The organism is Acetitomaculum ruminis DSM 5522 (genome assembly GCF_900112085.1).
Taxonomy (GTDB): Bacteria; Bacillota; Clostridia; order Lachnospirales; family Lachnospiraceae; genus Acetitomaculum; species Acetitomaculum ruminis.
Map to the genome: position 1 here is coordinate 1 of NZ_FOJY01000001.1, position 12,504 is coordinate 12,504.

Sequence of the window (12,504 nt, forward strand, 5' to 3'; positions counted from 1 at the left end):
TGGTACCTCCTTAGATATAAGATTTGGCGCTGTTGTCTTCCACAGAGAATCCGGCTGTGTAATCACGTAAATAGAAACGTCAGAGCGTTAACAAACTGATTAACAGTAATAGACGAAAAGCTGTGGTCTGAGTCACCTCGTACCAGTCAGAGCTGTAATAAAATAGACACAGATCCACAGCGCCTTAATAAATATATCAGATAGAGATTAGATTACCCAGTAGAACCTGGGAGAAAGGAAAAAATCCAATCATCAAAACTGATAATTGGATTATACGTAATTAAATGAGAAACTATAGTTACAAAGGAAAATGGGAAAAGCTACTGACTCCGGAAATAGTGAAAAAGCTAACTCTTATTAACGAGTTCAAAGGTGAGCAAAGATTATTCATTAAAGCCCACAAGGATGAATTAAAAGAACTATCAGAACTTGCAAAAATTCAGAGCACAGAGGCTTCAAATAAAATCGAAGGTATCTTTACCTCTGATGATAGATTTAAAAGCTTAGCACAGGCAAAAACAACTCCGAGAAATAGAAACGAGTCAGAAATTGCAGGATATCGAGATGTGCTTAATACGATTCATGACAGTTATGAATATATACCGATTAGTGCCAGTTACTTCCTGCAGTTACATCGAGATTTATATAAATTTGTTGCAAAAAATGATGTTGGTAAGTTCAAATCCAGTGACAATATTATTCGAGAAACGGATGAAAAAGGAAATGAGCGATTAAGATTTCGCCCGGTACCGGCTTGGGAAACACCGGCTGCTATTGATGAATTATGCAAAGCCTATGCGGATGCAAAAGAAGAGATTGATCCATTGATTTTAAATGCGATGTTTATTCTTGATTTCTTATGTATTCATCCATTTAATGATGGCAATGGAAGAATGAGCCGATTGTTGACTTTGCTTCTTCTATATAAAACTGGATTTATAGTTGGCAAATATATCAGTATCGAAAAAATTATAGAAGAATCAAAAGAGACCTATTATGAGGTGCTTCAGGATAGTTTAGTAGGCTGGCACGAGAATGAGAATGATTATAAGCCCTTTGTTAATTATATGTTGGGAGTTATAGTAAATGCTTATAAAGAGTTTGAATCAAGGACGGAACTTGTTACAAACCCGAATCTGACAAAGTCAGATCGGATTCGAGAGATTATAAAGGATCATATTGGAACGATTACGAAGGCAGAACTTTTGGAAATGAACCCGGATATAAGTGATACAACGGTTCAGAGAACATTGGCTAAGCTTCTAAAGAATAATGATATAAAGAAAATCGGTGGTGGACGCTACACGAAGTACACATGGAATACGGAGGAACAGTAAATGATTACAGGTGAATTAAAGAATAAAATCGATGGACTTTGGGATGTGTTTGCAGCAGGCGGACTTGTAAATCCATTGGAAGTAATTGAGCAGATTACATATCTTATGTTTATCAAAGATTTGGATGATGTAGATAAAAGAAAAGAAAAAGAAAGTGCTATGCTTGGACTTCCTTATAAAAGTATCTTTGCAGGTGAAGTAAAAATTGGAGATCGTACTATCGAAGGAACACAGCTTAAATGGTCTGTATTTCATGATTTTTCAGCTGGAAGAATGTATGCGATAATGCAGGAATGGGTATTCCCATTCATTAAGAATCTTCATAGCGACAAGAATAGCACATATTCTAAATATATGGATGATGCTATCTTTAAGTTTCCAACACCACTTCTTTTATCAAAGGTAGTAGATTCCCTGGATGAAATATATGAAATTATGAACTCTACTTTAGTCTTAGATGTTCGTGGTGATGTATATGAATATTTGCTTAATAAGATTGCATCTGCAGGAAGAAATGGTCAGTTTAGAACACCTCGTCATATCATCCGTATGATGGTAGAAATGGTAGAGCCAAAGGCGGATGATGTGATTTGTGATCCGGCTTGTGGTACCTCAGGATTTCTTGTTTCTGCTGCAGAATACTTAAAGGAGACTAAGAAAGAAGAAATCTTTTTTGATAAAGATAAAAAGGAACATTACATGAATTCCATGTTTAATGGTTTTGATATGGATAGAACCATGCTTCGTATCGGTGCTATGAACATGATGACACACGGTATCGACAATCCCTTTATCGAATATCGCGATAGTTTGTCTGATCAGAATGCAGACCATGATAAGTATTCATTAATCCTTGCAAATCCACCTTTTAAAGGAAGTTTGGATGCAGATGCTGTTTCCGGGGATTTGCTTAAGGTATGTAAGACAAAAAAAACAGAGCTTTTATTCTTGGCTCTCTTCCTTCGTATGTTAAAAGTTGGTGGAAGATGTGCATGTATCGTTCCGGATGGTGTACTTTTCGGTTCATCCAAAGCACATAAGGATATTCGTAAGCAGGTTGTAGAAGAAAATAGATTAGAGGCAGTTATTTCTATGCCTTCAGGTGTGTTCAAACCATATGCCGGAGTATCTACTGCTATTCTTATCTTTACAAAGACCGGTCATGGCGGAACAGACAATGTATGGTTCTATGATATGACTGCTGATGGTTACAGCCTGGACGATAAGCGTACACCAGTTAGTGAGAATGATATTCCAGATATTATAGAACGTTTCAAGAATCTGGATAAAGAAATTGATAGAGAACGTACTGATAAATCATTTATGGTTCCAAAGCAGGATATCGCGGATAATGATTACGATTTATCTATCAATAAGTATAAAGAAGTAGTTTATGAGAAGATAGAGTATCCGCCAACATCTGAAATTATGGCTGATATCCGTGAAATAGAGATGGAGATTGGCAAAGAGATGGATGAGTTGGAGAAACTCCTTAATATTTAGAAAGGAAAGGCAAGTCTTAAACAAATTGAGATTTGTCGAGGTAACGAGGAGTGCCGTTCCAAGGTGGCATACACGCGAGGGAAGCTTGCTTACCAAAGCGTGTATGCCATCTTGGAACGATAGTCCGACAGGACGCATGAGCATGAAGCCCGAAGGGCGGAATGCGAATGGGCACGATAGGTTACCGAGTGAGGGATGATAGATGGAGTATATTTTTGAAGAAGTTCTTGAAATAAAGAATGGTAAGAATCAAAAAGCTGTTGAAAACCCTGATGGTAAATATCCTATCTATGGTAGTGGTGGCATTATGGGGCATGCAGATGATTATATATGCGAACCAGATACAGTAATAATTGGTCGAAAAGGTAATATAAACAATCCTATATATGTTGATGAACCTTTTTGGAATGTAGATACTGCTTTTGGGTTACAAGCAAAAAAAGAAGTGTTAAACCCAAGGTATTTATTCTATTTTTGCAAAAAATATGATTTTGAGAAACTTAATAAAACGGTTACTATACCAAGTTTGACGAAATCAGATTTGTTAAAACTAAAAATAGCTATTCCAACTATAGATGAGCAATCTGATGTTGTAAAAAAGCTGATTAAGTTGGAAAGTGTGATTGACTTAAGAAAGCAGGAATTGAGCAAATTCGATGAACTCATCAAAGCCCGATTTGTCGAGCTCTTTGGTGATCCTGATATTAATTCTAAAGGATGGGACGAATGTCCATTATCAGAAAAGCTTGATGTCGTCGGAGGATATGCTTTTAAAAGTGACCAGTTTGATGAAGAATATGGTGTTCCAGTTCTCCGCATAGGGAATATAAATGCAGGTTATTTCAGACCGGTTAACTTGGTATTTTGGAAAGAAGATGATGCTTTGGAAAGATATGTCATGTATCCTGGTGATTTGGTTATGTCTCTAACAGGTACTGTTGGCAAGGACGATTACGGTAATGTATGTATCCTAGGTAACGAATACGAAAAATATTACCTTAATCAACGTAATGCTAAGCTTGAGATTAAAGATGGTATTGATAAATTCTATTTATCAGAGCTATTAAAATTTGAACAGATTAAGAAAAGATTAACTGGTATAAGTAGGGGTGTACGACAGGCCAATATTTCTAATAAAGATATTCTTAATTTAGTTGTGCCTATACCACCTATGGAGATACAAAATCAATTTGCCGAGTTTGTAAAACAAGTCGACAAATCAAAATTTGCAGTGCAGAAAGCATTGGATGAAACTCAATTACTATTTGATAGTTTAATGCAAGAGTACTTTGGATAAATAAAGACTATATAAGGATGCTAGAATCGCACGATTCAATATTATCGTGTGACGATTGAAAAATTGTAGTTGTAAGAGAAAGACGTAAGCCCATCTTCTTGACCTGTTGGTCAAGAAGCATCGCTCGCAGGCTCGCTTAATCAAAAATAGCCCTAACTTATACGCCTGTGGACATTGTGTAAGACGTCGAGTTGCGTATATTCGTAGCCAATGCAGTAGTGGTTGAAACAGGAAGCTCCGACTTCTATAAGTCGGAGTAGTTCACGATAAAAGAGTATTTGAAGAAAAAAGAATTATAACAAATTGAATGAGAATATTAAAAGTATGGAGAGGCTTGGAATTTAACAAATTGTTATTTGTTGCTGTAATTATATTCCAGAATAATCGACCAGGGAGATATTGAAATGAATGAATCAGAACTATATAAAGAACTTGGAATACTGACAAAGGATAAGAGCAAATGGGCAGAGAATATACAATACGTTTCATCTCTTCTCAATCATGAGTCTGCGAAGATACAGGCTAAAGCATTATGGCTGCTTGGTGAGATGGGCCTTGAATATCCTGATTCCATTCAAGATGCAGTGCCGATGGTTGCTTCATTCTGTGATAGTGAGAATGCTCTTTTAAGGGAGCGCGCGGTAAATGCACTTGGCAGAATTGGGAGGGGCAATTACAATTTGATTGAACCATATTGGTCGGATTTGTTTCGTTTTGCCTCTGATGACGAACCTAAAGTACGCCTGAGTTTTATCTGGGCTTCTGAAAATGTTGCTACGAACACTCCGGATATTTATGAGAATCATATGTCAGTATTCGAGTCACTCCTGCATGATATTGATGACAAGGTCAGAATGGAATCTCCAGAAATTTTTCGAGTACTTGGAAAACGCAGACCGGAGTTTGTCATTCCTTATATAGAGCAATTACAAAAGATGGCGGAAACAGATAGCAATCGAGTTGTTAGGATACACAGTCTTGGAGCAATCAAGGTGACAACGTCAAAGTAAGTTATATTTGAACGCAGTGTAAGCAATCCCCCGCTTCAAAAGCGTAAGCTTTAAGCGGGGGTATAAGCTTACTAGTGTCAGAAGGGGTTAAAGCCCCTTCTGACAGGTGGCACAAAGTGCCACTGCGTTCATGAGGAAGTAGCGAAGCGGATTCCGAATGTCCGCTTTAAGTTAATTGCACAACTTCAAGTTTACACGGCTGGGACCCTGCCGTTATAACAGGCCAAAATACATATATAGGAGGAATATTATTATGTGGAACATGATTTGGCCATTAGTGTTAATCGTCGGTTCAAACTGTTTTTACAACATCTGTACTAAATCAATGCCCGAGGGGACAAACACATTTGGCGCGCTTACGGTTACATATCTTGTCGGTGCAGTACTTTCAGCAGTACTGTTTGTGGTGAGCGTAAAACCAGCCGGCGTATTAAATGAAATCAGTAAGATAAATTGGACTTCGTTTGTTCTTGGATTGGTAATCGTTGGATTAGAGGCGGGATATGTGTTTCTGTATCGAGCCGGATGGAAAGTTAGTAATGGAGCACTGACAGCAAACATTTGTCTTGCAATTGCCTTGATAGTTATAGGTTTTCTTCTTTATAAAGAATCCATATCTATCAAACAAGTGGCAGGAATTGTTGTATGTGGATTTGGGCTGTTCTTAATCAATGGATAAGCGACAAATTCAAGTTTGCTGAAATAATTATATTCCAGCATAATAGACTAAGATAAACTGCGATTTGTTGAGCTCTTTAACTATTTATTTATAGTGTTACGGCATAATTGTGATGTTGCTAATTAAAGTTATATATGGAGATAATAGGATGAAAAATAAAGAACTTTTAAAGAGAGTAGGTTACGTTGTATTAATTTGTTTATCATTTTTTGTTGCTACATGGTATTTTTTTGAAAATAATAAAATCTGCACTATATGCTGGATTGCCATTGGTTCAAAAAATGTATATGATTTAGTCCACCGAATCAAAAATTCAAAGAAAGAAGATTAAGAAACAAATTCAAGTTTTTTGCCAGAAAGAAGTCTATAGAGGAACTGGTAGATGAATTGGCAGAATGTTGGTTAGAGCTGGAAACGTATCGTAGTCGAGATATATAAATGGGGTGGTTATATGATAACAAATTTTGATTATTTAAAAAAAGAGCCAAAGTTTAACAGGTTTGCTGATGTGGCGATTTCTGCGGAGCGAATTATTCTTATGGACCCGGAGGCTAGTATTATTAACAGTCGGCGTGCTATGGAATTTGCTTTAAAATGGATGTATTCCGTTAATAAGGAACTGGAGATGCCGTATCAGGATAATCTACAGAGTTTGATGAATGCGGAAGAGTATCGCCAGATTATCGGACCGGATTTGTGGAAACGAATGGACTTTATTCGTAGATGCGGGAATAACGCTGCACATAGTAGAAAGAAACTTGGACGGGATGAGGCAATGCTTTGCCTTGAGAATCTGTTTATTTATTTGGATTATATTACTTATTGCTATTCAGATTTATATGAAGAGCGAGTATTTAATCCAAATCTTATTACGGAAAGAGTAAAGAAAGCAAAGGAAAACCGTGAACAGGCGGAAGCTACAAAAATTGAACTCCAGAAGGAAATTGAAAGATCTGCACAAAAAGATATTGATTTACAGAAGCTTTTTGAAGAGAATGAGTCTTTGAAAGAGGCTTTGTCTACCCGTCGTTTGGAAAGGCAGCAGACTTATGTTCCAAAACCTCTTGATTTATCAGAATATAAAACACGTAAGATTTATATAGATTCTATGCTCATTGATGCAGGATGGACGGAGGGCAAGGATTGGGTTAATGAGGTAGAACTTCCTGGAATGCCAAATAAATCCGAAGTCGGGTTTGCGGATTATGTTCTTTATGATGATGCCCACAAACCACTTGCTGTTGTAGAAGCAAAGCGTACTTGTGTGGATGTAGCTAAGGGGCGTCAGCAGGCAAAACTCTACGCTGATATTTTAGAAAAAGAATATGGTAGGAGACCGGTTGTATTTTTGACAAACGGTTTTGATACAAGAATTATTGATAATCAGTATCCGGAAAGAAAAGTGGCGGAGTTTTATTCAAAGCGTGACTTGGAGAAGTTGTACAACCTTCAGTCTATGAAGACCAGTTTGAACCATGTTTTTGTAGATAAGGAAATTGCTGGACGTTATTATCAGGAAGCTGCAATTAAAGCTGTTTGCGATAGTTTTGATGATAATAATCGAAGAAAAGCACTTCTAGTCATGGCAACAGGTTCCGGTAAGACGAGAACTGTTATCGCTTTGTGTAAGGTTCTTTTGGATGCTGGATGGGTGAAGAATATTTTATTTCTTGCAGATCGTAATTCTTTAGTTACACAAGCAAAAAGAAGTTTTGTAAACTTGCTTCCGGATTTGTCATGTACAAACCTTTGCGAAGAGAAGGATAATTACAATTCCCATTGTGTTTTTTCGACGTATCAGACCATGATGGGATGCATAGATTCTGTTAAGGATAAAGAAGGAAAACTTTTTACAAGCGGACACTTTGACCTTGTAATCTGTGATGAGGCACATCGTTCAATCTATAATAAGTATAAAGATATCTTTACTTACTTTGATGCTCCACTGGTAGGCCTTACGGCAACACCTAAAGATGAGATTGATAAGAATACCTATGAAATTTTTGAACTGGATAATGGTGTACCTACATATGGATATGATTTGGCACAGGCTGTAAAGGACGGATATCTTGTTGATTATATGTCTGTAGAGACGAAATTAAAATTCATCGAACAGGGTATCAGCTATGCAGATCTTTCTGAAGAAGAGAAGGAAATCTATGAAGATACTTTTAAAGATGCATACGGAGATTTTCCTGAGAGAATTAATTCTTCAGCATTAAATACATGGCTTTTTAATGAAGATACCATTCGCCAGGTGCTTCATATTGTGATGCGTGATGCCTTAAAGATAAATTATGGCGAGAAGATAGGTAAGACAATTATCTTTGCAAAGAATCATTCCCATGCGGAAAAGATTTTGGAAGTATTTAATAAAGAGTATCCGAATCTTGCTAAGGGAGCAAATGGACAGGCTTTCGCAAAGGTGATTGATAACTATATGACCTATGCCCAAAGCGCAATTGATGAGTTCTCAGATGCAAAAAAACTTCCGCAGATTGCTATTTCAGTAGATATGCTTGATACCGGAATTGATGTACCGGAAGTTTTGAATCTTGTCTTCTTTAAGAAGGTTATGAGTAAAGCGAAGTTTTGGCAGATGATTGGTCGTGGTACCAGACTTTGCCCAGGACTTGTTGATGGAGAAGATAAGAGTAAATTTTATATCTTTGATTTTTGCGGAAATTTTGAATTTTTCCGAATGGGAGAAGGACGTCCAACAGCAAATATGATTGCACTACAGGGAGCGGTATTTAATCTGGAATTCCAAATTGCGTATAAACTGCAGGATATTAATTACCAGGTGGATCGTTTGATTGAGTATCGTAATCGTTTGGTTAAAATGATGACTGGAAAGGTTAAGGAATTAAATCGCGAAAATTTTGCCGTTCGTCAGCATATTAAGTATGTGGATTTGTATTCTGTTGAGAGTAATTATCAGAATCTTTCATATGAGGATACAAAATTAGTGCGTGAAGAACTGGCACCGCTGATTTTACCAGATAATGATGAGGCGTCAGCGGTTCGTTTTGATGCATTGATATATGGGATGGAATTAGCTCAGTTGGCAGGTCGTAAGTATGGTCGTTTAAAGTCAGACTTGTATGATAAAGTAGGCGGTATTGCGTCTGTAGCGAATATTCCGCAGATTTTGGCACAGAAGGATTTGATTACTAAGATTCTTCAAACAGATTATGTGGATCGTGCCGGCATCGATGATTTTGAACATATCAGAGAAAACTTGCGTGATTTGATGAAGTATTTGCCGAAGAAGAAATTTCGCTATGATACTGATTTCACAGATGATATTTTGGATACCCAGTGGAATGATTCTGAACTTGAAAATGATGAATTGAAGAATTATAAGGAGAAGGCTAAGTATTACATTCGTAAACATCAGGACAATATTGTAATTGCAAAGCTTCGTACAAACCAGCCACTCACACATTTTGATGTGGAATCATTGGAAGAAATCCTTTGGAAAGAAGTTGGTACTAAGGAGGATTACGAGAAGGAATATGGTCAAAAGCCTTTAGGTGAATTTGTCCGTAGTATCGTTGGAATGGATATGAATGCAGCTAAGGAAGCTTTTTCAGAGTTTCTTGAGGATACAAATCTGGATAGCAGACAGATTTATTTTGTAAATCAGATTGTAGAATATATCGTTCACAACGGTATGATGACAGACCTTTCAGTACTTCAGGAATCGCCGTTTACAGATCAGGGAAGTGTAGTTGATATCTTTACTGATTTGACGGTATGGACTGGAATCAGAAAGGTAATTGAGAAGATAAATGCAAATGCGGTAGCGTAAAAATGGCTTTATTATGGAGAGCTTACATCAAAGTTGCCTAGGATTTTTGAAAGATATCTTTAAAGAAGCAAATATTTTTAGAAAATAGAGATGAATACTTGATAGGAGCAGAATATAATGAAGTTTGAGTTATTACCGGTTGAAGACAAGGATTTGGCAGATTATAAACATGATAGTGGATAATATTGATAACCGGGAGTTCCTGCGTGAGCTGGTCGAGAGCATTTGGGAGGAACTGCCGGAGAAGAAAAAGAAGAAATAATTGCATTGGCAACTATTGCATCATTGGCGTAGTTATTTTTTGGGGTGGCACTTTTGCTCAATAGATTGAAGATTGTCACTTGTGCTCCACTGAGGATGCGGACAAAATCCTGGGTCAATTTTAAGTATAAATCAACATCATCCAACATCAGATAACATTGCAATTACCCTTATGTTATTGTATAATATAACGTGCTTTTTTAGAGCTTTTTACTAAAAAATGAGCCACCTGAATATAAAAAATTTTAGGCCATTATAAAATCGTTATTACCATGAATCTGTATGTTCATATTACAGAGGATGAAAAGCACAGAGAGATTGATCTCGTGGCTGACGCGTTAAAAGTGGTATAAAACTTGATGCGAAATTTAAAACCGTGGCACTCGATGTGGCACTCGGTCGAAAAGGCAAAACGCTCAAAGCCCGTAAAATCAAGGAAATTTAAAGGAGATATATAAGATATGAAACTAGGAATCGTAGGACTTCCAAATGTAGGAAAAAGTACATTATTTAACTCTTTAACAAAAGCCGGAGCTGAATCAGCCAATTACCCTTTCTGTACCATTGACCCAAATGTTGGAGTTGTAGCAGTACCGGACGAAAGACTGGATAAACTGGCTGCTTTATATGATTCAAAAAAAGTAACCCCTGCCGTTATAGAATTCGTTGACATAGCAGGTCTTGTAAAGGGAGCATCTAAAGGTGAAGGACTTGGAAACCAGTTTTTATCAAACATCAGAGAAGTAGATGCTATAGTGCATGTAGTAAGGTGCTTTGAAGATACAAATGTAGTACATGTAGATGGAAGCATTGACCCTATGAGGGATGTGGAAACTATTAATTTGGAGCTTGTTTTTTCCGATATAGAGATTTTAGAAAGAAGAAAAGCCAAGGTAGTAAAGGCTGCCCGCATGGACAAAACACTTCAAAAAGAGGAACAGCTTCTTGAAAAATTAATAAGCCATCTTGAAGAAGGAAAACTTGCCAAGTCATTTGTTTGCGAAGATGAAGATGAGGAAGAGATTTTATCTACTTACAACCTCTTGACCATAAAACCTGTTATTTTTGCTGCAAATGTAAAGGAAGAAGACCTTTCAAATGATGGAGAAAATAATGAAAATGTAAAGAAGCTTCGTGAATATGCCGCAACGGAAGGCTGCGAAGTATTTGTTATATGTGCCAAAATCGAAGAAGAGATTTCTGAGCTTGATGATGATGAAAAGGCAATGTTTTTAGAGGATTTAGGCCTTGCGGAATCAGGTCTTGATAAACTTATAAAAGCAAGTTATTCATTACTTGGACTTATTAGTTATCTTACATCAGGAGAAGATGAGACCAGAGCCTGGACAATCAAAAAAGGCACAAAGGCTCCACAGGCAGCAGGAAAGATTCATACAGATTTCGAAAGAGGATTTATCCGTGCAGAGGTAGTGAATTATGAAGATTTATTAAGCTGTGGTTCATTGGCGGCAGCTAAAGAAAAAGGTGTTGTAGGAATTGAAGGAAAGGAATATGTCGTAAAAGACGGAGATGTTATTCTTTTCAGATTTAATGTATAAGCAAAATATGAGGGAAAAATATGAAGTGTCCATTTTGTAACAGTTCCAATATAAGAGTATTGGATTCCAGGGGTAATGAGGACAATAATTCCATAAGAAGGCGTAGAATTTGCGAAGATTGCAATAAACGTTTCACTACTTATGAGACCATTGAAAAAATTCCGGTAATTGTCATAAAAAAAGATGAAACCAGAGAAGCTTATGACCGTTCAAAATTAATTGCCGGACTTTTAAGGGCATGTCATAAAAGGCATATCAATATTGACCAGATTAATCAGTTGGTAGAAAAAGTAGAAAACGAAATTTACAATTTAAGATGCAAGGAAATAGAAAGCAGAGCCATAGGAGATATGGTTTTAGATAAGCTTAAGGATTTGGATGCTGTAGCTTATGTAAGATTTGCATCTGTTTATAAAGAGTTTCAGGATATCGATTCCTTTATGGAAGAGTTGAAAAAAGTAAAAATGAAACAAAGCGATTAGACTACATATATATCTTTGGTACTAAAGTATTTTGAAAAAGATTCCGATATTTGTTACGTGAACGCGAAGGGATTATAAAATAAATAATACCTATTCATTATAAATTTTTGTAATTTTAGAAAGAAGTTGTTAACGTGAGAATTTCAGGAAGTAGTTTTAATAATCAATTTAATATGGAAAACATCAGAAATGCTCAAAAAGATACCCAGAACTTTAATGTGGGAGATGTAAACGAAACAGCTTCTGTAGAGATTAAGGTTCCGGAGGTATTCAAGAACGAGAGCCAGTCAGATGATAAGGATTTTCTTTATTCAAAAAAACGGGATAATCTGGATATAAGCAGTCTTTATCATTACAAAGAATTTGAACTGATAGGAAAGGACAGCGATATTTTCTTATTAGATAAGGAAAAATTCATTTCTGATGTAGCTAAAGACCAGGTACTTTCTTCATATCAGTATTTTGTACAATCAAGTAATATAGAAGGTAAGAATAATGCCTTCTCAAATAGTTTAGAAGATTTTATCATAAAATAAAAGTATAACATTAAAGATTTTTAAGC

At 36.4% G+C, this 12,504-nt stretch carries 10 protein-coding genes; all 10 read left to right on the forward strand.

The window, feature by feature from the left end; all coding sequences use genetic code 11:
- Nucleotides 1-284 precede the first annotated feature (284 nt).
- On the forward strand, nucleotides 285-1,337 hold the full coding sequence (locus BM153_RS00005; RefSeq protein ID WP_092869731.1) for a Fic family protein: 1,053 nt from the start codon (nucleotides 285-287) through the stop codon (nucleotides 1,335-1,337).
- Nucleotides 1,338-2,840: a type I restriction-modification system subunit M gene (locus BM153_RS00010; protein WP_092869732.1), complete on the forward strand. Its 1,503-nt coding sequence runs from the start codon at nucleotides 1,338-1,340 to the stop codon at nucleotides 2,838-2,840. It begins immediately after the preceding gene.
- Between the two features lie 202 nt (nucleotides 2,841-3,042).
- Entirely contained in the window at nucleotides 3,043-4,137 is a 1,095-nt protein-coding gene (locus BM153_RS00020) for a restriction endonuclease subunit S (protein ID WP_092869734.1), read from the forward strand.
- A gap of 404 nt (nucleotides 4,138-4,541) precedes the next feature.
- On the forward strand, nucleotides 4,542-5,147 hold the full coding sequence (locus tag BM153_RS00025) for a sister chromatid cohesion protein PDS5 (protein ID WP_092869735.1): 606 nt from the start codon (nucleotides 4,542-4,544) through the stop codon (nucleotides 5,145-5,147).
- A gap of 253 nt (nucleotides 5,148-5,400) precedes the next feature.
- Nucleotides 5,401-5,826, forward strand: coding sequence for an EamA family transporter (locus tag BM153_RS00030; protein WP_092869736.1), 426 nt, complete (start codon nucleotides 5,401-5,403; stop codon nucleotides 5,824-5,826).
- Nucleotides 5,827-5,974: 148 nt separating this feature from the next.
- Nucleotides 5,975-6,157, forward strand: a complete 183-nt coding sequence (locus tag BM153_RS00035) for a hypothetical protein (protein ID WP_092869737.1) — start codon at nucleotides 5,975-5,977, stop codon at nucleotides 6,155-6,157.
- 120 nt (nucleotides 6,158-6,277) lie between these two features.
- Nucleotides 6,278-9,640: a DEAD/DEAH box helicase family protein gene (locus tag BM153_RS00040; RefSeq protein ID WP_092869738.1), complete on the forward strand. Its 3,363-nt coding sequence runs from the start codon at nucleotides 6,278-6,280 to the stop codon at nucleotides 9,638-9,640.
- Nucleotides 9,641-10,362: 722 nt separating this feature from the next.
- Nucleotides 10,363-11,460 (forward strand): redox-regulated ATPase YchF, encoded by a 1,098-nt coding sequence (gene ychF / locus BM153_RS00050; RefSeq protein WP_092869739.1) that lies wholly within the window; start codon nucleotides 10,363-10,365, stop codon nucleotides 11,458-11,460.
- A gap of 20 nt (nucleotides 11,461-11,480) precedes the next feature.
- Nucleotides 11,481-11,942 (forward strand): transcriptional regulator NrdR, encoded by a 462-nt coding sequence (gene nrdR, locus BM153_RS00055; RefSeq protein WP_092869740.1) that lies wholly within the window; start codon nucleotides 11,481-11,483, stop codon nucleotides 11,940-11,942.
- A 134-nt stretch (nucleotides 11,943-12,076) separates the two neighbouring features.
- The gene (locus tag BM153_RS00060; RefSeq protein WP_143088249.1) at nucleotides 12,077-12,478 is read left to right on the forward strand and encodes a hypothetical protein; all 402 of its coding nucleotides are present in this window, start codon (nucleotides 12,077-12,079) and stop codon (nucleotides 12,476-12,478) included.
- Nucleotides 12,479-12,504 lie beyond the last annotated feature (26 nt).

Bases quoted from the DNA above. Each gene is read 5' to 3' on its own strand.
- BM153_RS00005 (WP_092869731.1), top strand. From the start codon at position 285: ATGAGAAACTATAGTTACAAAGGAAAATGGGAAAAGCTACTGACTCCG.
- BM153_RS00010 (WP_092869732.1), top strand. From the start codon at position 1,338: ATGATTACAGGTGAATTAAAGAATAAAATCGATGGACTTTGGGATGTG.
- BM153_RS00020 (WP_092869734.1), top strand. From the start codon at position 3,043: ATGGAGTATATTTTTGAAGAAGTTCTTGAAATAAAGAATGGTAAGAAT.
- BM153_RS00025 (WP_092869735.1), top strand. From the start codon at position 4,542: ATGAATGAATCAGAACTATATAAAGAACTTGGAATACTGACAAAGGAT.
- BM153_RS00030 (WP_092869736.1), top strand. From the start codon at position 5,401: ATGTGGAACATGATTTGGCCATTAGTGTTAATCGTCGGTTCAAACTGT.
- BM153_RS00035 (WP_092869737.1), top strand. From the start codon at position 5,975: ATGAAAAATAAAGAACTTTTAAAGAGAGTAGGTTACGTTGTATTAATT.
- BM153_RS00040 (WP_092869738.1), top strand. From the start codon at position 6,278: ATGATAACAAATTTTGATTATTTAAAAAAAGAGCCAAAGTTTAACAGG.
- ychF (WP_092869739.1), top strand. From the start codon at position 10,363: ATGAAACTAGGAATCGTAGGACTTCCAAATGTAGGAAAAAGTACATTA.
- nrdR (WP_092869740.1), top strand. From the start codon at position 11,481: ATGAAGTGTCCATTTTGTAACAGTTCCAATATAAGAGTATTGGATTCC.